Genomic DNA, 25,262 nt, shown 5'->3' on the forward strand with positions numbered 1-25,262 from the left:
TTATGGCACATTGCGATGCCGTTTGATGAGGGCGGCAACCACCCCATCTGTTAAGCGTGGCCCATTGGCCCGCATGACAGAAGGAGCGAAATCTATGTTGAATGCTTTGTCACATCGCGGTGCCCTGACCGCTACAACCGCAATTGCTGCAGTCGCGCTGTTTATGATCGTGCCGCAATCCCGCGACATCGTCGTGCAGCCGCTTTCGCGCAGTGAAAGCCCTGCGCCCACACCAGAAGCAGATTCTGCGGTTTTGGAAGAACCCGTCGTTGAGGCCCCGGTCGTTGTTGAAGAGTATGCCGCTCCGGTGCGATCCAAAACCGCCGCCCCTCAGCAAAGCATTTCGGGCTTAGGCGTTGAAAACGGCGCGCGCTTTGGTGTCACGTCGGGCGATGTTACGCATAAGGTGGTTCGACCAGAGGTGGGAATTCTGCAGCTGCCGGATACTGAGGCTTTTGCTAACGCCGAAAACAACCCGCTGAAAGTCACCAGTGAAGAGCCGGTTTCCACTTTTTCAATTGACGTTGATACAGCCTCTTATTCGATCGTCCGTTCCTCGTTGATGCGTGGTCAACTTCCGCCGAAAGATGCTGTGCGGGTGGAAGAGATGATAAACTATTTTCCGTACTCTTATCCCGCGCCTGAAGGGGACGCGCCGTTCCGGCCGACGATCACAGTGACACCGACGCCTTGGAATGAGGGTACTCAGCTTGTGCATATCGGTATCCAGGGGGCATTGCCGCAGATCGAAGAACGACCGCCGCTGAACCTGGTCTTTCTGATCGACACATCCGGATCCATGCAGGATGCCAACAAACTACCTCTGCTCAAGCAATCGTTCCGTTTGATGTTGTCGCAACTGCGTGCAGAGGATGAAGTTTCGATCGTGACATATGCTGGCAGCGCCGGGCAGGTGTTGGAACCTACTGCAGCGGTGGAGCGCGATAAAATCCTCGGCGCGCTCGATCAGCTGGAGGCAGGCGGTTCGACCGCAGGTCAGGCCGGGTTGCAGCAGGCTTATCAGGTAGCTGAAAGCATGAGTGCCGAAGAAGAGGTCACGCGCGTTATTCTGGCAACGGATGGGGATTTCAACGTCGGCTTGTCTGATCCCGATACATTGAAGAACTTCATCGGTCGTAAACGCGACAGCGGTACATTTTTGAGTGTCCTCGGCTTTGGCCGCGGCAATCTGGACGATGCCACAATGCAGGCGCTCGCGCAAAATGGAAACGGACAGGCCGCGTATATCGACACGCTGAGCGAGGCGCAAAAGGTCCTGGTGGATCAGTTGACAGGTGCTTTGTTCCCAATCGCCAATGACGTCAAAATCCAGGTCGAATTCAACCCGTCGCAAATCGCCGAGTATCGCCTGATCGGATACGAAACCCGCGCGCTGCGTCGTGAAGATTTCACTAATGACCAAGTGGATGCCGGTGATATCGGCGCGGGCCATTCGGTCACGGCTATTTACGAGATCACGCCGGTTGGTTCAGATGCGATCCGAAACGATCCGTTGCGCTATGGATCGACGTCAGTGAGCGACGGTTCGGATGAAATCGGGTTTTTCAAACTGCGTTACAAATTGCCAGGGTCCGACCAGAGTCGGTTGATTGAGCAGCCCATTTTGTCGGCACAGGGCCAAGCCACGGACGATGTACGCTTTTCTTATGCCATCGCCGGGTTCGGGCAATTGCTGCGCGGAGCCGAGTACCTAGGCAGCTGGTCCTATAAGGACGCAATCAGATTGGCGAATGCGGCCCGTGGTGATGATCCCTTTGGATACAGGGCCGAAGCTGCCACACTCATGCGGCTTGCGGACACGCTGTCACGATGATGGGGGTAGATTGGGCGCTGCGTTCGCAGCGCCCTCGTTCCATCAATACGATCTTTGGTTGTTGGCCGCATGCGTGTTGATCCGGCGTACGCTCCATTCAACAGCGTCTCGCATGGTTTTGCCTAGCGCGTCATCAAAGGCTTCTACAAGATCAGGCGTTGCATCACTTGCAGATACGACAAACTCCCGGAACGAGCTGGACGCAATGATCTTGTCTTCAAACTCATCAATGATTTTGATGTTCATGCGCACTTCGACACGTATGGTTTTTGTCCCTTCAACATCACTGACAACGAGCCCCTGAAATTCACGCAGATCCGGAACGATGACATAGTCGGCGCGCAGACCCACAGTAGACCGGCCAACGGCAGCCACCTTGCCGCTGTTTTCATAGCTTTCAACCAATAGTGCCTGCACGATAAGCGGCGCACGGTCGACCCATCTGGCGCGCGGAAGGTATTGAACCTGCAACGGGGTCGGTTGAATGGCGATCTGATCAGTATTGACTGCGGCGGTTGCTGTCGGTTCCTGCACAACGATTTGTTTTTGTACGCGCGGTAAGGAAGACGAAAAGGTGCTTTTGGGCGTCAAAAGGTATAAGTCGTTTGGCTTGGATGCCTGTCTCAGCGTACCCAAGCCGGTGCACGCGCCCAGCGACACCAACGCCAGAATCAAAAGAAAAAGCCTGATCATTGGCGAAACTCCGAAGCTTGGGTTCCCAGTAAGAAGCGAGCCGGATCACGTTCAACCTTGTCCACCAACCGATCCAGGCTGATCACCAGTCGTTGGGACTCTTCTACGAAACGCGTGAATTGCGACAGGCCGACGCGGAGGAAGTCGGACAATTGTCGCCGGTTGTCCTGGACAATGCCGTCGATTGTTCCCAGCAACTCGGATGCGGATCTTGATGCGCTGAGAATATCGGCCGAAATCTCGTCCAGTTTGCTTGTCACATTGGATACTGTTGTGGCGACCTGATTGGCCGCATTGCGGATATCGTCCATGACGGCGCCGACGTCTTTGTTGATCACTTCATTGACCGAGTCGAAAGCGCGCTCTGCCGAAGCCAATGTTGTGTTGGCCGTTTCCATCGCGGCAGTGATCGACCCCAGCGTTTTGTTTGCATTCACAAAGGTCTCGGTGGCGGTTGCCAATGCAACGCTGCCTTCGTCGGACAAACCGGTCAGACGCTCTGCCAATGTCGAGGCCTGATCGATAAAGGGTTTTACGTCGTCCTGTAGTACGCGATCGGCCGTTTCAATTGTGGTTTTGGCACTGGCCAGAGCTTCTGTTGCCGACTCGGATGCGGTTTTTACGCTTTTGAGGGTTTCGGTCCCGGTCGTCAGCGTGGTTTCCGCCGTGTCGGCCAGTTTATCAAGCCGCGTTGTGAAGTTTCCAAGTTGCTTGGCCGCGCCGCCAAGATCCGTGGACAAGTTTTCAAAATCCGACAGCGTTTTGTCCAGCCGGCCCGAGGCAGACGCCAGGTTGTCTAATATTTCGCTGACGGATTGGCGGTTCTTGTCATCGACAACCTTGTTCAGGCTCTCCAGCAAGGTAACCGCCTCGTCCAAGACCTTCGGGGCACCTTCAAACAAAGATTGAATCGCGCTGCGTTTGCTTTTGATCACGCTGTTTTCGGCCAAGCGTTTGTCACCGCTTTTGCCACCGGTCAGCTCAACGTAGCTGACACCCGTGACGCCCAGGGATTGTAGCTGAGCAATTGTGTCTTCGGTCACGGGAATATCGGCATCTACTTCAAGCTTCACACGAACCTTTGACGGATCTTCCTCGTCCAGGTTCAACGAAATCACCTGTCCAACGGGCAAACCGTTGAAGCTCACGCCACCAGCGGCAGAGAGACCGGAAACGTTATCGAACAAAACGTCATAATATGCGTATTGGCGCGACACTTCGAACTTTGCGAGCCATAGGAAAAATCCAAAGGCACCCAGGATGCCCGCGATTGTGAACGCGCCGATGAGGATATAATTTGCCCGGGTCTCCATTGCCTTTACCTGTCCTGCCCCTTCTCTTGCGCCGCGCGGGCCCGGGGGCCGGTGAAATACTCTTGAACCCAAGGATGGTCGACTTTGGTCATTTCTTCAATCGGACCTTCAACCAGGACGCGTTTTTCTGCGAGCACTGCGACCCTATCGCAAATGGCGTAAAGACTATCGAGGTCATGCGTGACCATAAAGACGGTCAAGCCCAAAGCATGCTGCAACTCACCGATCAACTCGTCATAAGCCGCCGCGCCGATTGGATCGAGGCCAGCGGTCGGCTCATCAAGAAACACAATCTCAGGATCCAGTGCCAAGGCGCGGGCGAGGGCGGCGCGTTTGCGCATCCCACCGGACAATTCGGAAGGCAGCTTACCACAACTGAGCTGCGGCAGACCAACAAGGCTGATCTTCAGACTGCCAAGCGCGCACATCAGGCTTTCGCTAAGGCCTGTATGTTCGCGCAGCGGGGCCATCACGTTCTGCAAAACCGTCAGCGAGGAAAACAGCGCGCCGTCCTGAAAGGCAACGCCCCACCGACGCTCGATCCGGCGTCGTTCCTGTTCCGGGCCGTTCAGTACGTCGACGCCCAGAACTTCGATACTGCCTGCCGCGGGTTTGTTCAGGCCCACAATTGTGCGAAGCAGAACCGACTTACCGGTTCCAGACCCGCCGACAATGCCTAAGACTTCGCCACGCCAAACATCCAGGTTTAGGTCCTGATGCACGACCTGCGGGCCAAATTGGTTGGTCAGGTTGCGGACACGGATGACTGCCTCACGCTGAGCGCCGGATTTAGGGGTCTGTTTCAGCGTCGTGCCGTCCATCTCAGACCTCCATCACCGAGAAAAAGATCGAGAACAGAGCATCCAATGCGATCACCAAAAAAATGGATTGAACAACCGAAGCGGTGGTTCTTTGCCCGACGGACTGAGCTGAACCTTTAACCTGCATCGCCTGCCAACAAGCGACAACACCAATGACCAAAGCGAAGAAGGGCGCTTTGATCATTCCAATGGCGAATTGCCAAATGCCTGTGTTTTCTTTTAGACGCGTAACGAACATGCCGGGGCTAACGCCAAGGTCAATCCAACTCATCAATCCGCCACCGATCAGCGCAGCAAGATCAGCGATGAAGCCAAGGATAGGCAACATGATCAACAGCGCGACGACCCGCGGGATCACCAGCACCTCGATCGGGTCCAAACCCAATGTGCGCATGGCGTCGATCTCTTCCTGAACCTTCATCGAACCGATCGAGGCGGTAAAGGCCGACCCGGACCGGCCCGCGACGATGATGGCTGTCAGCAAAATGCCCAGCTCACGCAAGACCGAAATCGAGATCAGCTCGACCACGAATATCTCTGCCCCGAATTGTTTCAGCTGGGTTGCCCCCTGAAAGGCCAGCACGACACCGATCAGAAACCCCATGAGGGCAACAATCGGGATAGCCTTGAATCCGGTTTCTTCCATTTGTGAGACCAACGCAGCTTTGCGTAAGCGCCACGGCATCAGAAATGTGCGAACCAATCGGTGCAGCGTCAGACCCAAGAATTCTAACAGGGAAAGCAGGTCTTTTCCGGCCTGCGCAGTGCGTTCCCCGACGCTCGCGACCCAATCGGTAAAGCTGCGGTGTTCGACTTCGGCGACGCGGTCGTCCGAGATGTTTTCCGCCACAGTCTCCAGCAGCGCGGAATGGGCGGGACTAAGCCCCTCATAATGCACCGTCGCGCCACTTGCCTTTGCACGACGCGCAACATCGGCGATCAGCCATGCGCCACCGGTATCCAATGCTTCGACCTTTGAAAGATCGACAGTTAGAGTGCCGCTATCCGTCTGAAATCCTTCAAACGCTTTTTCGACAATGTCCAGGGATTGAGTCAGCAGATCACCCGAAACCCGCAGGTAAACGCCATTGGCGTCACGGTCCGACTGTATCATTGGCTGCGTCATGTGCGTATGTGATGGCAAAGGACATTGACCTGCAACGGATTTTTGCGAACCACATCGTAATTCTTGTCGCCCAATAGCGTCTGAGTGACACGTCTGGCTGCCAATACTGTGGGTGCAGCAGGATATGCAATAAAACCAGCTGTCCGCCGCAAGATCATTTCAGTTTAATCTGTTTTTCTGTTGGCGGGCCGAAACTCAGCAGTTGCCCGGCTTTGCGAAGCAAGACAGAGTTCGCTCTGGCACCACTTTTGTGGAATCAGGGAGAGCTAAATGGGGCAGGCCAAAAATGTTTTGTTCATCATCATCGATCAGTTGCGCGCCGATTGTCTGAACGGAGCCTTAGCGGACCATGTCGATCTGCCAAACATGCGTGCTTTCATGGGCGAGGCGGTGACGTTCGAACGGCATTTTTCAGTGACCAATCCCTGCGGCCCATCACGTGTCTCAATCTTGACCGGGCAATATGCGATGAACCACCGATCGGTTCGGAACGGAACCCCACTGCGGCATGATACCCCGAACATCGCAACTGAAATGCGTAAAGCGGGCTATTTGCCGATGCTGTTTGGGTACACAGATACATCCGCGGACCCTCGGGTGTTTGATCGCAACGATCCGATTCTGAAATCCTATGAACACCCCATGGAGGGGTTTCACGAGGTTCTCGAAATGCGGCTGGAAGAATCGTATCCTTGGCGCGGCCATCTGATGCAAAAGGGGTATAAGTTTGAGGACTATTGGGATGTCCACAAACCGGTTGCGCCGCAAGGCGGGCAGCCCCGGTTGAACGACCCGGCGATGTACCGGGCTGAAGACAGCGACACAGCTTTCCTTACGGATGTGTTCCTCAACAGCATGGCACCCTATGTTGGAAAAAACTGGTTTGCCCATCTCACTTATATTCGCCCACACCCGCCTTTGGTCGCTCCGGCGCCCTATAACAGCATGTATGACCCATCGACATTGCCCCGTCCCGAAGGGTTTTCCGATCCGTTGGATGAGCGGGCGATGCACCCGTTTCTTGGCCCGACAATTGACAATACTTCGGCCGGTGACTTTGTTCTGGGCTTTGACGGTGTCGAGCCGACGCTGGAAAACATCCAAACGCTGCGTGCCGTCTATCTGGGCCTGGCGACCGAGGTCGACCATCACGTCGGGCGTGTAATCCAGTTTCTGAAGGATAGCGGTCAATACGACGACACGTTGGTTGTCATCACTGCGGATCATGGAGAAATGCTGGGCGACCGACATAGCTGGGGCAAGATGTCGGTCTATGATGCTGCCTACAAAACGCCATTGATAATCAGGGACCCTAAAAGTCAAAAGTATGCCGGATCGATGATTTCCGTACCAACGGAATCCATCGACGTAACTCCGACGATACTGGATTGGATTGGCCAGACGATCCCAAACTCTATGGATGGCCGGTCGTTGCTGCCGCTGATGAAAGGACAAATCCCCGACGATTGGCGCGCCTACTCCTTCAGCGAATTGGATTTTGCAGAGCCCGAAAAACCCACAATATGGCAACAGGTTTTGGGGACGGGCAATAGCGACTCGTGTCTGGGCATCCTGAGAGATGAACGTTTCACGCTGGTCGAATTCGCCGCAGACCTTCCGCCCATCCTGTTCGATCACCAGGATGGCGGACAATTGCGAAACAAAGCGGAAGATCCCGAATATATGGTGGTCTTGACGCGGCTATCCAGACAAATGTTGCGCCATCGCATGAAAAATATGGATCATACACTGTCCTTGGATTCCATTACAGCGGATGGTCCAAAGACCAAACCGAGGTATTGAACGCACAGCACTTGCGACCCGTCGTCCCAATCTGTCGCGCTCTTGCCCCCTACACCTGCAACAGATCCGGTGTTACGCATGTGTCGCGGGGAGGATGGATTTGGAAATAACAGAGCAACAGATAAAATCCATGACGACGGCTGGTCTGAACCTGATCGGCCAGGCCCTGTCGATTTATGACAGTGAGCTTCGGTTGGTGGTCAGCAATCGTCCGTTTCAGACAATGTTCGATTTGCCGGACCATCTTGTCCAGCCCGGCGCGTTGTTCCGTGACACAATCCGATACCTCGCATCCAGTGGCGAATATGGCGATGTCGATGACGTCGAAGAGGCCGTCGAATTGCGTGTCAATCAGGCACTGACATTCGAACCTCATTACATCGAGCGTGTTCGTTCTAATGGTCAGGTTATCTCGGTTGAGGGTGCCCCCCTGCCCAAAGGCGGTTGGGTGGCGGTCTATACGGACATCACCAATACGAAACAGGCCGAAGCCCTGTTACGCGCCCGTTCCGAAGAGCTTTCCGGTCAATTGCTCGACCGGGCCGAGGAGCTGTCGGCAGCGAATAGAAAACTGGCGGCCACGAACTCGGCACTGGAAGAAGCCAAGCGCCAATTGACCGAGATCGAAGCGCGCACCCGTATGACAACCGAGATGATGCCAGCCCACATTGCACATCTGAATGCCGAAGGCTGTTACGACTATTCGAACCGCCGGCTCAATTCGGTCATGCCCGGTCGCCCGTCCGAGATTTTGGGTATGCATATTTCTCAGGCATTGGGCTCTGCCGCCTTTTCTCGCGTCGAGACGCATCTGAAAATGGCTTATAACGGAGAGACCTCAGTTTTCGAGTTTACTGAAGATCAGGACTCCAGACGCATTCGTGTATCCTTCACACCTGATGGACAAGGCGGCGTTTACATTATGTCCGTCGACATTACCGAGGAAACGCAAGCGCGTGTCGCGTTGCAGCAAACCCGCCGCCGCGCGATGGCCGCCCAGATGACCAGCGGATTGGCGCATGATTTCTCGAACCTGTTGACAATTATTCTGGGCATGCAGTCCCGGTTGGAAAAGATGGATTTGCCCGAAGATGCGCGCGAACTGATAGATGCGACCAAGCAGACAGCGCGCAGGGGCGGACAATTGCTGAATCGTATTGCCGATATGACAGGCAGCCGGACGCCACAACCAAAAGCAACGGACATGCGCGGGTTGCTCGAAGATCTGCGTATTCTGGCCTCTCCATCCCTGCCACGCGGGGTTGGCTTGTCGGTCGTTAACACGTTGCCAGACAAAGCACTTATGCTTGACCCGGGAATGGTTCAGGACGCGTTGTTGAACCTCGTGCTGAATGCGCGCGATGCTTGTGGAGAAACCGGGCAGATCACAATAAGCGCCCATACAATCGGTGAGATTTGGACGGAGATCGCTGTGTCGGACACTGGCCCCGGGTTTTCGAAAGATGCGTTGGAAAAGGCCCTGAACCCATTTTTCACAACAAAGGGCGACAAAGGGTCGGGACTCGGTTTGCCGATGGTCTACGATACTGTCAAACTGACCGGTGGCGACCTGAGTTTGCGAAATACTCCGTCAGGTGCATCCGTTATCTTGCGCCTGCCGTACCGCACAGCCCCCCCGGTACAGGAAGGGTTGGTTCTTTTGGTCGAAGACAGCGACGATCTGCGCAGCCAGTTCCGCGATATGTTGGTCGACATCGGGTTCGCGGTGATTGAGGCTACATCTTATGACGAAGGCGTCGCCTTGGTAACTGATGTCAAAGATATTGCTTTGGTTCTGTCTGATATTCGCCTCGAAGGTCAGAAGACGGGTTTGGATCTTTTGGCAATGCTGGACCCCGCTTTGCCTCGCATTTTGATGACTTCGTTGCCTTATGCCGATCCATTGCATCGTGAGGCGCTGAAACGCGCTCCGGTTTTGCGCAAACCATTCACGCGGGCGCAACTGTCCGCCCTGATCCGAGACGAGGCTGCCTGATGACCCAACCGCTGGTGACCATTGTCGATGATGAACCCGAGATACGGCGTATTCTGACTGATGCGCTTGAAGAAGCAGGCTTTCGCACTCAGAGCTTTTCGCGCGCGCGAGAATTTGAAGCTTCGCTCAAGCGTGTCACGCCGGACGTTTGCCTGGTGGATCTGTCCTTACCGGATACAGACGGTTTGGCATTGGTCCACCGGCTGGCACTGGAGCAGGGGGCTGCGGTTATCATTATCTCCGGTCGCGCGCAGGTGCAGGATCGGGTCACCGGGCTAGAATTGGGGGCAGATGATTACATAACCAAGCCATTCGACCCGGCCGAAGTTGTGGCGCGCGTTCGGGCGCGGTTGCGATCGCCCAGAGCGCTGACCACGCAGTCGGACGTGGCGCGGTTTAACGGCTGGACGGCCTATTTCGACCGCTACATCCTGAAAGACGGGTCCGGTGTCGAGACCCCGTTCAGCCATGCGGAAGGGGAAGTGCTGAGGCTGTTTCTGGAAAGCCCGAAACGTTTGATCAGCCGCGCTCAAATGCAAGAATCCCTGGGTGGCGCTGTTGGCGAAAGCTTTGATCGTGCGATGGATGTCAGAATATCTCGGTTGCGGACCAAACTGGGTGAAGACCCCAAAAACCCCCGCTTAATCAAGACCATATATGGCGCCGGATATATATTCTTGGGCGACGTCGAATGGTAAGCGGCGGCCGAAAGGGCGACCTGCCACGCAGAAACACCAGTCAACGGTTTGTTTTTCAGCAGTGCTCATCTATTCGCGCAGCGCCCGGTCCTTGATTTTGATCACGGGCTGCAGAAGATACTCCAGTACCGTTTTCTTGCCTGACAGGATATCCACTTCTGCAATCATTCCGGGAATGATTTCGACGGCTACGCCGTTCGCGTCAAGTATCGCGTGACGTGTTTGCACTTCGATGACAAAAACTTCTTCGTCATTACGTTCCGGCCTTGTGATTGTGTTCGCGCCAATTCGGGTGATTTCGCCGTCCAATGCGCCGTAGCGGGCGAAATCATAAGCGGTGATTTTCACCTTTACAGACTGCCCTGCGTGCAAAAACGCGATGTCTTCTGGGCGCACATAGGCTTCAACGAGAAGCCTGTCGTCCATCGGAACTATCTCAATCAGTTCTTCACCGCTACGTGCCAACCCGCCGATGGTTGTCCGGTGAATGCGATTTACAATTCCGCGTACTGGAGACCTGACTTGCGCGCGGTCCGCGCGGTCTTGCAAAGCTGGCAGAGTCGGTCGAAGTGCTGCAAGCTCAGCTGTTGTAACTGCAAGGTCGGTCAACGCTGCGCTCCGAAATCTGCTATGTGCGGCTCGGATTCGATCGTCAATTTCTTCCAGTCCGGTTTTCAGTCTGTTCGTCACTGCCATTGCACGAACCTTGCGCCCTTCCCACTCGGCCGAGCTACGGCGTAGTGACAATAGCGTTGTTGCTGGCTCCATCTGATTTTCCACCAAAGGTGCCATGATTGCGTGCTCTTCTGCCAGGATCCGGAGCGTCTCTTCGGCCGTTACCTCGTCGACCTGCCCTTCTTCATACTCCCGATGACGTTGTTCACGCTGGCGTTCAAGAATGGCGATTTCAGCTGCCAGCTCCGTTTCTCGCCCCTGGAACAAAGCAGTTTCAGACCTCACAACTTCCGGAGCGCCTTCAAGAAGACTTGTTGAGAATGTAAGCTCGGTGCCGTTGATTTCTGCGCGCAGTCTTTGGGCGCGCGCCATCAATCCAAAGGCGCGCTGCTGCTCCTGGCTCAACTGACTGTCGATCTGCGTTGTGTCGAATTCCATCAACAACGTTCCCTTTTCGACAACCAGCCCCTCGGCGACGTGCAGGGATTCCAGAACCCCGGGTTCGGTCGCCTCGATCAGTTGAACGTCCGCCGATGGAACAATCCGGCCATCTACGCGTGTCACGTCGTCCAGCTCTGTCACATATGCCCACAGTCCAGCGGACACCAGACAAGCAAGGATAACAAGCAACAAGAGAGACCCTCCCAACGGAGATTTCCCACGCATCTCCTTGGCCATTGTGGCTAGATCAGGATGCCGCGACATTCAGGTGTCTCCCAGTTGCGCGTTTGTGTCGGTTCAGTATGCTTTTGGGGCCGTCGGCGCCGACCTGGCCACGCTCGATCACGATGACCCTGTCAACCAGCCCGAGCAGGCTGGTTCGATGTGTGACAATTACCATTGTGGTGTCCTTGGTTTCCTGTTTCAGGCGCTCGATAACCTCCGCTTCCGTCTTCACGTCCATCGCGCTGGTTGGCTCATCCAATAGCAGTACCGGTGGGCGTCCAATCAGTGCCCGAGCAAGCGCAATAGCTTGACGCTGGCCACCCGATAGCCCCTCGCCACGTTCAGCCAGTTGCTGGTGATACCCGTTGGGGCAATGCGCTACAAAATCTTCAACTCCAGCGATCCGTCCTGCTCTGATCAAATCCTGATCCCTGGGGCGTACCGCGCCGCTTGCAATGTTGTCGCGAATTGAACCGGAAAACAGCCAAATTTCCTGTAAAACCGAACCGACATTGCGACGTAGGTCGCCCGGATCAATCTGCCGTATATCGACGCCATCCAGCATCACCGAACCTGTCCTCGGCTCGAATAAACCCAGCATCAGACGCCCAATGGTGCTTTTTCCAGATCCAATCGGGCCCAGAATGGCGACTTTTTCACCCGGTTCTATGTCGAACGAGACACCTGAAAGGGCATCTTCGGCTTGCTCCGGATAGGCAAAATGCACATCTTTGAACGAAATGCGGCCTTTCACATGCGGACGGCTGATCCAATTGCGCCCTTCTGGTCGTTCATTTTCCGCCTGCATCAGCGTGTTCAGATTTCGATACGCGCTGCGCGCTTGGTTCACGCGAGTGAGTGTTTGGGCAAGTTGTCCCAGCGGTGCCAGAGCGCGTCCAGTTAGCATCACCGACGCGATCAGCGCACCCATACTTGCCTGACCTTCGGTGATCAAGAACACGCCGTAGAATACAGTCAGGACTTGCGCCGCCTGTTGTGTGAAGCCCGTCAGATTCAATGCGAATTGAGTTACTGTACGACTGCGGATTCCATGCGAAGACTGACGCTCGATGGCATCGTCCCAGCGCGCACGCATCTGTCTGGATGCTGCCGTTGTTTTGATGGTCTCAAGGCCAGAAACAGTTTCGACCAGAACGGATTGTTTTGACTGGCCGTCCACAAAACTCTTTTCGGCCAGGCGCGAGAGTACTGGTTGAACGGCCAGGCCCGCAATCAACACAATCGGAACAGCGAGGGCAGGTATCACAGCCAAAGGTCCGCCAATGAGATGAATGACCAAAATAAACAGGACGATGAAAGGCAGATCCACCAGGGCGACCAGAGTTGCCGACGTAAAGAATTCACGTAGGGTTTCGAATTCACGGATGGTGCTTGCTATGGCACCGGTTGATCCGGATTTCGATTTCATTTTTATGTTCAAAACTTGGTCAAAAATGCGCCGCCCTATGAACATATCGGCCTTTTTCCCGGCTCGATCGATGAAACCGGCGCGTAAGAGCTTGAGGATAAAATCAAAAGCTAGGGCAAGACCAACTCCAGCAGTCAGCGCGATCAGGGATTCTGTCGCTTCATTGGGAAGAACCCTGTCATAGACAACCATTATGAAAACGGATGTGGAAAGGCCCAGCAAATTCGCGACTGCCGCGGCAAGAACCACCTGCGCATAAGACCAGCGGTTTGCCAACATAGCCGACCAGAACCAATGCCCGGATGTGGACGTATTTCTGTTTGACGTTTCCTCTTTATGACTGCGTCGAAACAAAAGAGCGTATCCGGTGTAGCGTTTGGCAACATCTTTTTCGTCAGCTTCGCCGATGCCCTCACCCATCGCAGGATCGAAAATCAGAAGAAGGCCACTCTTTGCACGTCCATGAAACACAACCGCCTTGTCGCCTTCCATAAGCAAAATCGCTGGAACCAGGGTTTCATCGAAATCCGCAAGCTTTCGCGAACCGAAACCCGCCTGCAACCCGGCACTATGGGCGACCTCGATTGCATCTCGCGCTGTCAGAAAGCCTGCGGCGTCAGATTGAGCCGCGTGCAGTGCCGCAACAGTAAGCGAACGATCAAGATGCGCGGCTACATGAAGTAGGCATTTTTCCAATGGAGAAAGCTGTTGTGTAACTGTCAATGACTTCAACGCGGTCATGAACCTCCACCTTTGCTTGTTATTGAAATCCCGAGGTAATCCAAAATGTCCCCGGTAAGACTGAGAACAGCGTAATTTGTGAGGAAGAAGCTCTGTTCCGCCAAAATCAACCTTTGTTGCGCGTTCACATAGTCTCGCTGAGCGTCCAGAATCTCGATCAGGCTGCGCCGGCCGATGGTAAATTGAGCGCGCGCAGCTTCCACACTTTCGGCATTGGCCTGGGCCGCCAAACGCGCCGCTTGAAGGCGAACTGCGCCCGCATTCTGATCTGAACGGATAAACTCTAACTCGCGACGGATTTCTCGAATTAACGTCTCACGTGCGAATTCGGCCTCTCTTACCTGAGCTTGTGCAGCAGTTATGGCGGCCCGGCGTTGGCCCGTGCTGTCCAATTCGTAGTTTACGGACAAATCAACACCGAAATTGGCGTCATTGCTGTCATTGCGATCGGCAAAGGCCGCAATTTCCACACCTGGCTGCCGCCGCGCAATTGCCGCGTTGAGCTCAGCCTGCGCCGCGATCAAAGCGGCATTCGCCCGCCGCACTTGCGGGCTGTCCAAAACGATTTGTGCGTCGGTACTTGGCAGCTTGGGCGCAGCAACCGGCGCAGCAAGCGCACCTGGCGCCCGACCAAAAATTTCGTGGTACTGTGCCTCTGCTCTGTCTACGCGCGCCTCAGCATCGGCAAGCTGTGTACGCGCATCCGCCATGCGGGAACGTGCGGTTAACACGTCGGCACTCGACCCCACGCCCTGCTCGGTGCGTTCAGTGATCTGGCGTACAATCTCTGTGTGCACTTCTACGTTCTGGGTCGAAATTTCCAGAATTTTGCGTCGATCAAGAACCACGACATACGCTTCGATCGCGGCAAGAGCCAAAGCCGCTGCGGTTTGCAGTTGACCGCCCCGGCTTTCAAGCACGCGTGCTTGAGCGGCAGCCAGTTCTCCCGACGCGGCGCCGCCGTCATACACAAGCTGCGAAACTCGCAGATACGGCGTTAGGTCCGCAATATCAGAATTTACACGTTGTGACCGGGCATTGATGCCCATTGAGACACGGGGAAGGAAAGCACCTTTAGCGGCTTTTTCGTTGGCACCTGCGATCTCGAGTCGTGTTTCGCTTTGGGCAAGGTTGGGGTTGGTTTCAACCGCCTCCCGCACCCGTTGACCAAATTCGCTTTGTGCAAGGCGCGGCATCGGGGGCTGCGCACCAACCCCAACAGAGCCCTTGGACAGAGATACCTCTACAGCCATGAGGTCAGGTGGAGGCGCGCAAGCTGCCATCAAGGGAGTTAGCAAGCAGGCAAGGAATTTGTGAGTACGGATGCGGCTGAGTATGGGCATATTCACATCTCGCCAATCTCTAGCAGCTCGTCGCATTGCGCGTGTGCCATAGCGGTAAGGAAACGCGAAAAATCTGAATCTTCAGTACATTGGTTTTTCGGTTTTGATTGCACCAACTGCTTTTGCGCACGCGACAACCAGGCAATGTGTGATAGAGAAACCTGGTGGGCGTGCAGCAATTGAATTGCACCGGCATCGAGCAACGCAAGTTTCTCGGTTTGAGAAAGCGCATTCAGGCGCTGGAAATCCACGCTCCGATACCCGGCTGGCAGCGCAATATTGTCGTGGATTGTCATTGGCTTGAAAAGGTCCATCCCTCGGATAACGTTGCACATCGACTGAGTGGCAATGGCAGAGGCCTCACGTGCGCGCATAAATCTGAATACGTTGGAAAGTTCAGGGGTCAACTCTCCTGCATCAGTAAAGAATGGTTCGTCTTCCGGAGAGGCGGTGACCAATCCGGACGTCTCATCGATCAGCAATTGCAAGTCACATTCATTGTGATCCTTCAATCCTGCTTGAAAAGGCGGGCATCGCAACGCGGATGGAATGTAGGGGGCCAACCATCGGCCATCGTCGGACACGAAAGGGGTCGGCGCGCCTGGGGCCAACGAAAACAGCGCGACGGGTTCAATTCCGCCCTCAGTTTCGCGAAACAACATTGGAAAAGAGGCAGCGACTAGGAGAACCTCTTTTTCCACGATCGGGCAAGCATGTTGGGCTTTCGCAAAGTGATAAGACGAAAAGCGCTTCCAATATCGGTCACGGTGCCGCGCATAGGTGACTGGAAACAGGCCGTTCTGTGCCATGTGTGATCCTTTGGTATATGGAGTGGCCGCTGGTCGAGAAACCGGCAGCCCGTGTTTTGATCAGGCCGTTGCCCCGGTTGGGTCGCTGATCAGGATATTGTCCGCGCTCAATCCGCTTAGGTCGTCTAACCCCGAAAAATGCGCCATGGTTTCGACGGTGGCCGTGGCCGGGGCAGAGTAGTCGACTTTGACCAGAACGCTGTCGTCTCCATCCGTTGCCAATACGTAGATTTCATCGCCCGCCTGTATTCCGGTCAGACTTTCGACAGCGGTTTCGATAGTGTCGAGCGACAGATCAGCCAGGACCGTGGTTAGACCCACGATGCCCGTGTTGGCACCAACTGCGCTTCCGACATTCATTGTTTCAACGCCGGTGCCATCACCACGCAAAGTCGAGGGGTCGAGGCCGCTAAACATCAACGCATCTGCTACGTCCGCCTCGGCGCCGAGTGCGAAGCCCGTAACCGTATCCACACCGTTGACCGCAGGGTCCGCCTCGAAAACCACAACATCGCGACCCGCATCCGAGACGTCGATTGAGTCATCGCCGTCCTGACCACGGATAAAGCTGTCTACATCGCTCGCGACCAATGTGTCATTTCCATTGGTCCCAAGAACAACGGTAGACGGACCGCCATCCGGAGTTGTGAGCGTCAGCTCGACAGGCTCGCTGGGATCCTGAACTGTCATGGTGAACGTCACCAGTGGTTGGTTCAGATCCGTAAAGCTGGTTGCGACACCTGCAAAGTTGACCACATTGCTTCCAACCGGGTTGGATAGATAAAGGCCGAAGGCACCGTTACCCACATCCGAGCCGGTGTCGAAGGTCACAACAGACGGATCAAATCCCAACTCGATCGTCATCGCCAGCCCGCTGGAAATGTCGCGATCGGCGTCGGCGAAAACCTGGAAGGTGATCGTCGATCCGCTCCGGCCAGCTTCGGTAATGACGTAAGCGCCTGGTACATGCGCCGTCGCCTCGCCATTGGCGGGCAGTGGATCAGGCCCACCAGAAACCGTCGCCTGCGCCTGAAAGTTCAGGTCATCACCCGCTGAAACGCCCGTGAACTCAGACGATGGAACTGTCAACGACCAAGTGCCGTCACCTGCGACAATAGCGGTGCCGACGGAGTTGCTGTTGAGTGTTACATTCACCGATTGGCCAGCGCTGAGGCCAACGGATGTGCCAGACACAACTACTCCGGAACTCTGCGCGTCGCTGAGTGATACGGAATTGTTTGTCCCTACAGAATTCAGGTCCAATAGCGGCCGGAAATCCGTGGCGAGTGTTACGGTTGCCGGAGAGGCGCTATTGCCAGCGAAGTCATCGACCGCCGCTGAAATGGTGAAGTTTGTACTGTCTGACAGACCGGCAAGATCTGCGGCAGGTACAGTGACCGACCATGCGCCACCCGAGGCGACACCGGTATACGGTTGACCATCCAGCATGACAGTGACCGTTTGCCCGTCTTCCGCCGATGTTGCCCCTGAAACGGACAGGTCGTTGTCCTTTTCCAAGACGTCCAGGACCATCCCGACCGACAATGGGTTTATCGTCACGGTTGGCGCAGTGAAATCTGTACTGAACCCTGCGCTGGCGCTGGCGCTGTTTCCGGCGGCGTCTGAAACCGTTGCGTTCACACTGTAGGTTTCACCGTCTTGCAGGCCACTTAGGCTGGCTGCGGGTGCGACAAACGTCCACGCCCCGCCACTGACGGTTGTGGTATTGCTCAGGTCAACTGTGCCATCTGCCCTGACGATCTCAACGGTCACGCTGGTGCCATCCGGGGCGTCGGAAGTGCCTGAAACGGTCAGATTTGTGCCACGTTCTGCCAAATTCATTACCGCGCCGTCGGATACGGTGGTGACAGCGATTGAATGGGGCAAAAAGTCGGTGTCAAAACTGCTGCTTGCCTGTACGGCAGGGTTTCCTGCTGCGTCTGACACATTTGCGGTTACCGAGATTGTAGCACCATCGGAAAGCCCGGCCAGATCTACAGCAGGCACAGTTACGCTCCAGACCCCGCCAGAAACGGTGCCAGCATAGTCTTGGCTATTTAGCGACACGATCACGGATTGCCCATCCTCCGCATCTGTTGCCCCGGAGATCGTCAGGTCCGTGCCACGCTCAGCTGCATTCATGACGGCACCATCGGAAAAACTATCGATGGACAGGCTCGGAGCTGTGACATCCTTGGAAACAGATGTATTGGCCTGGCTGGCTGCAACCCCATCTGCATTTGACACATCCGCAGTGATGGTGAACGAATCTCCATCCGCCAATGCCCCGAGGTCGGACGCCGGAATGTTAACGGACCAATTGCCTCCGGAAACGATGCCTGAGTAACTTTGACCGTCCAGTACGACTGTGACCTGTTGGCCGTCTTCTACGTTGCCGGTGATGCCAGAAACGGTCAGGTCCGAAACGACCTCAACCGCGTTCAAAGCGGATCCTACCGAAAGCGGCGATATGGCAACCGAAGGGCCAGTCAGATCCACCGGGACCGACGCAGTTGCCGGAACCGAAATGTTTCCTGCGGCATCGCTGACAATGACCTGCACTGACACCGGAGTACCTGAAGGCAGATTTGCAAGGTCAGCGGCGGGAACAGTGACACTCCAACTGCCGTCGGAAGCGGTTGTCGAATAGGTCTGCCCACCGAAATCAACCGTAACCGTCTGGCCATCAGCTGCTGTTGTCGATCCGCCCAGTTCCATATCATTCTGAACGTCGACCAATTCGATTTTATCGACAGGTAGCGGGTCCAGAGAAATGGTGGGCGCGGTAAAGTCGGTCTCAAAACTCTCACTGATCTGTGCTGCCGGATTGCCCGCCAGATCTGAAACATCTGCGGTCAAAATGACCGTTTCGCCATCCGGTAGTCCGGCGAGATCGCCGGCGGGAATAGTGACGGCCCATTGCCCGTTGCTCACGGTGCCAGAATATGTCTGACCGTTCATAGCGACTGTTACGGTCTGGCCATTTTCTGCGTTTGTCGTCCCGGATACAGTAAGGTCTGTTGCCATTTCCGAAGCATTGACGACCGCGCCGTCCGACAGTCCGGAAATAGTCAGAGTGGGGGGGATAGTGTCGATGTTGTAGGATACCGTTTCGACCGACAATTCCTGCCCGCTGCTGCCCAAGTGACGAACCGTTACGTTCTGTACCCCTTGCGGCAGGCTGGCGGCTTCGGTGGAAGTCAGCGAAAAGCTCCAACTTCCATCGGGATTTAGGGGCACTGTCTTGACAACAGACCCGATCGTCAGTTCCACAGTTTCGGTCCCATTCGGGATCCGGATGTTCGTTTCCGCGCTGCTGAGTGCTGTGGATTGCGCTTGCGCTAGGTTCAAGACCTGAGGCGCCGTCGGGGGTGCCGGTTGAAAGCCACCGCTGTCTCCTCCTCCGCCACCTGCCGCGGCCGCGCCAGCCAGACCCAAACCGCCAAGTGCAGCACCGACGCCAGTGATGCCGCCACCTGCTGCAGCGGCCCCGCCTGCTTCGGCGGCAAGACTGAATTGCGCAATTTCAGTCACTGCGTCTTCCGCAATCATAATGGCGCCACTGTCCAGAACTTGTACGTTCTCGGCTGCAACAACCATCGTGGTGCCATCGATCATTTTTAGCTGCACATCCCCGTTCTCCAACAGCTTTACTGACCGGACGCCGGGAATCGTTTCCGCAAACTGAAAGGCATAGAGCTCTTCTATAGTTGCCTGGGCCAATGCAGGCAGCGCCATGAGTGTAGAACTGAGCCCACCGGCGATTCCACGCCCGGCCCAGCGTCGCATTTTGCCATCAATCCACCGGCGAATATGGTCCTTGCGACCGGTTTCTGATCCAACTTTTTCAGTTGTCACTTTGGGATCATGTTCTTTGGTCATATTACCCTCACATGTGATGTTCGCGTCCGCCCGGGCGGGCCAGGTTTTGTTCATCAGTCTTTCGCTTTTGTGACTCATGCAGTCGGACCAGGAAAAATTGCGTTAAACTGAAACCGAACTCCTCGTTTTCACCACAATTCCGCTTTGGTATCGGGCCGGGCATCAGATCATCCTGTAGTCATTGCCAGGTTTGGCGTGGGGTGATTTGGTATGATGCTTCAGTTCGAAGGCGTGGTTGCAACAGGGAGCGCAGCGCTCGATTCAGGTATCCGTGATACGGCTTTAAAAACGCTTAACGGGACCACGTACCTGTACAGTTTGACCGGTCCAGGGGGCGGTGTTGCCGTTTGGAAGCTTGTCGATGGTACTGCTCCTCAACTCGTTGATACCGAGTTTTTCAGTGGTTCAATCACATTTCAGGTGGGTGACACCGGAGTTCCAATTTCGTTCGGTGGTGGTGATCAGCTGGTTTTGGATATCGACACTGCAAATGGGCTGGTGGGTTATGAATTGAACCCGGATGGTACCGTCGGGACCTTGAGGGAAACCGGGACACTGACAGGTGGTGGTGACATCTCTGCCCTGGTGAAATTGTCGATCGGGTCCGGTGAATTGCTGATGATGGCGCATGAAGATACCGGACGGATTGTGACCTATACTGTAAACGGTGACGGCACGCTTACATCCTCTGGCGTAATCGTGGCACGATCCGATTTGATGCAGGCCCTAAAGACTGGTGAAGATAGTTTTGTGATTGCCGCCGACGGGGTCGGCAACATGGTCTCGACCTACAGGGTGGACGGTGGATCGGGCGCGATTACAACGTTGGACAATAGCGAGACCCTGACGACTTTGGGGATAGGGACGCCCACTGCGGTCGAAGTCGTGCAGGCCTATGGAAAGTCCTGGGTTGTGGTGGCAGGCGCCCAGAGCAACTCAATCAGTGTGATGGAACTGACGGCTGATGGCCGGCTTGTTCCAACCGATCATGTCCTGGATTCGCTGCATACTCGGTTTGAGGCCGTTCAGGACTTATCAGTTGTCGAGATAGAGGGGCATGTATTCGTTGTCGCCGGCGGTAGTGATGATGGAATAACCTTGTTCACCATGACACCCGACGGGCACCTGGTGCATTTGGACAGTTTTGCCGATACGCTCCAGAGCGGCCTGCAAAATGTCGAGTCGTTCAGCGCCACCCAGGTTGGTGATGAGTTGCAGATACTGGTCGCTTCGCAACAGGATGCAGGACTGACTCAGCTCACTGTGGATGTTGCAGACCTGGGTATCGTGCGCAGCGGGCTTGGAACCGTTAACGGCACAGCCGGGCATGATATGCTCAGCGGCAGTATCCTTCCGACGACCCTTATCGGTGCGGCCGGGGATGACATTTTGATTGCCGGTCCTGCCGCGACCACGATGACAGGCGGAGCCGGTGCGGACGTTTTTGTAATGCAATACGGATCGGATACCACAACGATCACAGACTTTCAGGTCGGTGTCGACCGGTTGGATATGTTCGACTATCCGCTTCTTAGAACGCCCGGACAGCTGACGTTTTCTTCGACAGCACTGGGCGCTCGGATTGAATACTTCGATGAGGTGATAAACCTCTATTCTGCCACCGGCGGCCCGCTGAGTAGTGGTCAGGTGTTTGGCGCGGGTTTTGGTGGCCCCGATCACGTTCCAGTCAATTTTGATGACTTCGGGGGGCTTGAACCGGGCAGTTCCGATGGGGTTTCGGGGGATGTTTCAATCCATTCTGAAACCGCAAATCCCGGCCTCAGTGACGCTGAGATACGCTTTACCCCAACGGGTGGGGCTACAATCAGCGTCCGAGCGGACAGCAATGGGCAGTTCGATCTGAGCTTGCCGGATGGAACTTTTGAAGGTGAGTTCGACGTCATCAAAACGTATTCCACAGCGAGCAAGGACATTAATGCATTGGACGCGCTGCAGGTTTTACGGATTTCGGTCGGTCTTGATCCGACATGGGGCCCAGCCTCGCCTGAGAACTTGATCGCAGCGGATTTCAACCGGGATGGTTCGGTGAATGCGTTCGACGCTTTGTCGATCCTGCAAGTTGCGGTTGGTCAGCCCACATCCCGGCAGCCGGAATGGGTTTTCATCGACGGTGACGCTGACCTTTCGGGGATCATACGCAGCAATGTCACATACGAGACCGGGGCCAATGTGGTGGCTGTCGATGGTGTGATCGCCACCGACATGACCTCGATCCTGCTCGGAAACCTCGAAGCACCTTAGTGTAACTGGGCGGTCACTCTCGGAATGCCCGGTTGAAATAGTCTGCCAACGGTTTGACCAGATAGGACAGCGGTGTACGTTCGTCGGTTTTGATCAGCGTCTCGACCGGCATTCCAGGTAAAAGCTCCTGACCGTTGAGGCGATCAACCTGCCCGTCCTGAGGGACAACTTCCGCGCGATAGAATGTTTGGCCGGTGTTATCGTCGGTAAACGTGTCTGCCGAGACATTGATGACCTGTCCGTCAATTTCAGGCGTTTCACGCTGATTGAACGCGGGAAACCGTAGTAGAACCGGCTGACCAACATGTAGCTGGTCAACGTGAATCGCATCAACACGCGCGGCAACCAACAGGGGTGTGTCCTGTGGCACCAAATACATCATCGGTTCTGCGGGTTGGATCACTGACTGCAACGCAAAAACCTGGCTGCCGTAAACAGTTCCCGAAACAGGCGCGCGGATATCCAGTCGCGACAGGCGGGTGTCCAATGACAGGCGGCGTTCGGCCAGCTCTGAAATTTGGGACTGAATATCACGCAGGGTCGAGATAGCTTCTTCTCGCCTCGTTGCCTCAAGCTCGACAATCGCGATTTCTGTTGCTGAGATCTGACCTCTCAGGCGCGCAGCGGCGGCTTCCAGGCGACCGATATCTCCAGTCAGGCTGGCTTCTTCGCGCTGCAACGCTGAAACACGGCTGGCCTGAGTGAGGCCACGCTGAAGCAAGCTTTGCTGATCATCCAACTCTGCCTGGATCAGTTCGACTTGACGGCGCAGCGAAACAAGTTGTGCTTCAGTGCCGTCGATTTCACTCTCAATTTGAATGGTCTGTTTGCTCAGCTGCTGTGTTTGCTGTTTCAGGGTGTTCAATCGCGCTTCGAACAGACGTTGCTGACCGGCGATCAGATCAGGGCCGATGTTCTCCTGCTGTTGAATTTCAGCCAGGCTGGTGGCTAGGACATCTGCATTTGCGCCATCGCGCTCGGCCACCAAACGGGCCCGGCGGGCCAGCAGCTCGAACAGTTGGGCTTCGACAATAGTTTTCTCGGACGACAGAAAGGTATCGTCCAGTCGCAACAGCAGATCGCCACTGGTGACGGCATCGCCATCGCGCACGTAGATCTCGCCAACAACGCCGCCGTCCGGGTGTTCAATGACCTGACGGTTGCTTTCGACCTCGATAATACCTTGAGATATGATGGCACCGGCCAAACGCGTTTTGACCGCCCAAACACCCAAGCCGCCGACAAGGATACCAAGGGCGGCAAAACCCACCAGGGCAGGGATCGTAATGCGCCAAACCGGGCGCGGATTATTTTTTGCGTCCTGCATCAGTTGCCCGCCTTGCTAAGGTTGCGCTTGATCGATCCGGCGTTTTGAACGACAGCGCCCAATACCTCATCCCGAGGGCCGGATTTGACCACCTGTCCGCGCTCGACAACCGCCAGATCATCACATTCCGAGATCGCCTGCGGACGGTGAGTCATAATGATCGCAGACTTTCCTGCCGCTTTGATATCCCGGACGGCGGCGTTCAGCGCCTCGGTTCCGTCGGCGTCCAGCGCCGAATTCGGTTCGTCCAGGATCAACAAGACCGGATCACCGTACAGCGCGCGAGATAGCGCGATCCGTTGTTTCTGACCGCCGGACAGCTGACTGTCATTGCCTTCGAGAATAGTGTCGTAACCTTTTTCCAGTGTCAGAATCAGCTCATGTGCGTTGGCTTTTTTTGCAGCTTGCACAACTGCTTCGGGGTTCGGGTCTTCTGACATGCGCGCGATGTTTTCGGCGACCGTTCCGTTGAACAACGTGACCTCTTGCGGAAGGTATCCGATATGCTGTCCCAGGTCGATTGGATCATATTGATCCAGCGTTGCGCCACCCAATCGGATCTCGCCTGCTGCAGGTTGCCAAATACCCAAAAGCGCCTTGGCCAGTGTGGATTTTCCTGACCCACTCTTTCCGATAACACCAAGCGCTCGTCCGGGCTCTAGGTTCAATGTGACATTGCGTAAAGTCGGAGTATCCGCGCCGGGTGGGATGACTGTCAGCCCTTTGGCCGATAAGCGGGCCTGAGGGGTAGGCAGCTTGGTGCGCTGTGCTTCGGGCGGCGTGGCATCCAGAAAACGGCTCAGCGACGTCCATGCGGTTCGGGCGCGTTCAACCATGGCCCATTGACCGACAACCTGCTCGACCGGTGCCAAAGCGCGACCCAAAAGGATCGAGCCCGCAATCATCGCGCCGGGGGTCAGTTCATTGCGCAGAACCAACAATGCCCCAAGCGCCAGCATTGCAGATTGCAGAAACAGTCGCAGTGACTTGGTCACGGACGAAAAGCTGCCGGTCCAGTCGCTGGCGGCAATTGTCTGTTGCAGAGCGCTTGTGCGCTGTCGCTGCCATCTGCGGGTGATGTCCTCTTGCATACCTTGAGAGCGGACGACCTCGGCCGCTTGCCGGGCGTGCTCTGAAAAGCTGTTGGCTTTTGCCGACGCGGATTGGGCCAGAGCGACTTTGCGACGGGTGAGGACCTGATTCAGCAGCGCAATCACAACCAAAAGCGAACCGCCGCCAACGGCCAACCAGCCCAAAAGGGGATGGAACAGAAAGATGGCGGCAATAAAGATTGGTGTCCAAGGGATGTCCATTACAGCCAGCAGCACCGGAGAGGAGCACAGGTTTTGGATGGACTCCAGATCGCGCAAGGCTGTTGCCGGGGCAGCGCGCGCGCGCGGGTGCAGGGATCGGCGCAGGGTTGCATCAAACACGCGTTCGTCCAATTGCGATTGAAACCGCGCACCGAAACGCGCCACGATCCGGCCCCGGGCAAAATCGAGCATAGCCATAAGGCCGTACAAAAGCGCCACCAAAAGGAACAGCGCCGCCAAAGTCTCGACCGCCCGCGATCCAAGAACGCGGTCATAGACCTGCAGCATGAACAAGGGTCCGGTCAGCATCAGCAAATTGACGAAGATACTGAACAGAAACGCCAACGCCAGAAATGTGATCCCCTGATTGCGCGCTGACTGCATTTCATGTCTAGGCTGGGCGGCCATGCGGTTCTCAATACTCACGAACGAAGCTTCTCGTTTTTGTTGCTCGGATTTCGAATGCTAACATTCGCGCGCATCCTAGACTGATGTCCCAACAGTGGAAATGCGTGTTGTTGCCGATAGTCC

The 25,262-nt window shown here is 55.6% G+C and carries 16 protein-coding genes; 5 read left to right on the forward strand and 11 right to left on the reverse strand.

Annotated elements, in window-relative coordinates:
* The coding region (locus GOW16_RS12340; RefSeq protein ID WP_170415364.1) for a vWA domain-containing protein at positions 1-1,834 on the forward strand (1,834 nt) is incomplete at its 5' end.
* A gap of 42 nt (positions 1,835-1,876) precedes the next feature.
* Here GOW16_RS12340 and GOW16_RS12345 read toward each other — a convergent pair.
* The 4 genes from GOW16_RS12345 to GOW16_RS12360 are packed head-to-tail and all read right to left on the reverse strand — an operon-like array spanning position 1,877 to position 5,775.
* Entirely contained in the window at positions 1,877-2,527 is a 651-nt protein-coding gene (locus GOW16_RS12345; RefSeq protein ID WP_170415367.1) for an ABC-type transport auxiliary lipoprotein family protein, read from the reverse strand.
* Complete coding sequence (locus GOW16_RS12350; protein WP_170415369.1) at positions 2,524-3,840, reverse strand: MlaD family protein; 1,317 nt, start codon at positions 3,838-3,840, stop codon at positions 2,524-2,526. Before GOW16_RS12350 ends, GOW16_RS12345 begins: the two co-directional genes overlap by 4 nt.
* Positions 3,841-3,845: 5 nt before the next feature.
* Positions 3,846-4,661 carry an ABC transporter ATP-binding protein gene (locus GOW16_RS12355; protein WP_170415371.1) on the reverse strand — a complete coding sequence of 272 codons (816 nt, stop codon included), beginning with the start codon at positions 4,659-4,661 and terminating at the stop codon, positions 3,846-3,848.
* 1 nt (position 4,662) lies between these two features.
* Positions 4,663-5,775 carry an ABC transporter permease gene (locus GOW16_RS12360; protein ID WP_254429759.1) on the reverse strand — a complete coding sequence of 371 codons (1,113 nt, stop codon included), beginning with the start codon at positions 5,773-5,775 and terminating at the stop codon, positions 4,663-4,665.
* A gap of 282 nt (positions 5,776-6,057) precedes the next feature.
* Here GOW16_RS12360 and GOW16_RS12365 point away from each other — a divergent pair, with 282 nt between their 5' ends.
* From GOW16_RS12365 to GOW16_RS12375, 3 genes are all read left to right on the forward strand, one after another.
* Positions 6,058-7,590 (forward strand): sulfatase-like hydrolase/transferase, encoded by a 1,533-nt coding sequence (locus tag GOW16_RS12365; protein ID WP_170415375.1) that lies wholly within the window; start codon positions 6,058-6,060, stop codon positions 7,588-7,590.
* Positions 7,591-7,684: 94 nt separating this feature from the next.
* Positions 7,685-9,586, forward strand: coding sequence for a PAS-domain containing protein (locus GOW16_RS12370; RefSeq protein WP_254429760.1), 1,902 nt, complete (start codon positions 7,685-7,687; stop codon positions 9,584-9,586).
* Positions 9,586-10,284, forward strand: coding sequence for a response regulator transcription factor (locus GOW16_RS12375; protein WP_170415379.1), 699 nt, complete (start codon positions 9,586-9,588; stop codon positions 10,282-10,284). Before GOW16_RS12370 ends, GOW16_RS12375 begins: the two co-directional genes overlap by 1 nt.
* Positions 10,285-10,353: 69 nt before the next feature.
* On the opposite strand, the gene GOW16_RS12380 is transcribed toward GOW16_RS12375, so the two are convergent.
* The 5 genes from GOW16_RS12380 to GOW16_RS12400 form a co-directional block, all read right to left on the reverse strand.
* Entirely contained in the window at positions 10,354-11,664 is a 1,311-nt protein-coding gene (locus tag GOW16_RS12380; RefSeq protein ID WP_170415381.1) for an HlyD family type I secretion periplasmic adaptor subunit, read from the reverse strand.
* Positions 11,648-13,795 (reverse strand): type I secretion system permease/ATPase, encoded by a 2,148-nt coding sequence (locus GOW16_RS12385; protein ID WP_170415383.1) that lies wholly within the window; start codon positions 13,793-13,795, stop codon positions 11,648-11,650. Before GOW16_RS12385 ends, GOW16_RS12380 begins: the two co-directional genes overlap by 17 nt.
* Positions 13,792-14,991, reverse strand: coding sequence for a TolC family protein (locus GOW16_RS12390; protein WP_170415385.1), 1,200 nt, complete (start codon positions 14,989-14,991; stop codon positions 13,792-13,794). The genes GOW16_RS12385 and GOW16_RS12390 overlap by 4 nt, the downstream gene beginning before the upstream one ends.
* A 149-nt stretch (positions 14,992-15,140) precedes the next feature.
* Complete coding sequence (locus GOW16_RS12395; protein WP_170415387.1) at positions 15,141-15,947, reverse strand: SapC family protein; 807 nt, start codon at positions 15,945-15,947, stop codon at positions 15,141-15,143.
* 60 nt (positions 15,948-16,007) lie between these two features.
* Complete coding sequence (locus tag GOW16_RS12400; protein WP_170415389.1) at positions 16,008-19,829, reverse strand: Ig-like domain-containing protein; 3,822 nt, start codon at positions 19,827-19,829, stop codon at positions 16,008-16,010.
* A gap of 210 nt (positions 19,830-20,039) precedes the next feature.
* Between GOW16_RS12400 and GOW16_RS12405 the strand changes: the two genes are divergently transcribed.
* A complete protein-coding gene (locus tag GOW16_RS12405; protein WP_170415391.1) occupies positions 20,040-22,091 on the forward strand; it encodes a dockerin type I domain-containing protein in 2,052 nt (683 codons plus the stop codon).
* A 13-nt stretch (positions 22,092-22,104) separates the two neighbouring features.
* On the opposite strand, the gene GOW16_RS12410 is transcribed toward GOW16_RS12405, so the two are convergent.
* Together GOW16_RS12410 and GOW16_RS12415 are read right to left on the reverse strand one after the other, a co-directional pair.
* A complete protein-coding gene (locus GOW16_RS12410) occupies positions 22,105-23,418 on the reverse strand; it encodes an HlyD family type I secretion periplasmic adaptor subunit (RefSeq protein WP_170415393.1) in 1,314 nt (437 codons plus the stop codon).
* Positions 23,418-25,115, reverse strand: a complete 1,698-nt coding sequence (locus GOW16_RS12415) for a type I secretion system permease/ATPase (RefSeq protein WP_170415782.1) — start codon at positions 25,113-25,115, stop codon at positions 23,418-23,420. The genes GOW16_RS12410 and GOW16_RS12415 overlap by 1 nt, the downstream gene beginning before the upstream one ends.
* Positions 25,116-25,262: the final 147 nt, after the last annotated feature.

Origin of the sequence: Ruegeria atlantica (assembly GCF_013033965.1) — a bacterium.
Lineage (GTDB): Bacteria > Pseudomonadota > Alphaproteobacteria > Rhodobacterales > Rhodobacteraceae > Ruegeria > Ruegeria atlantica_D.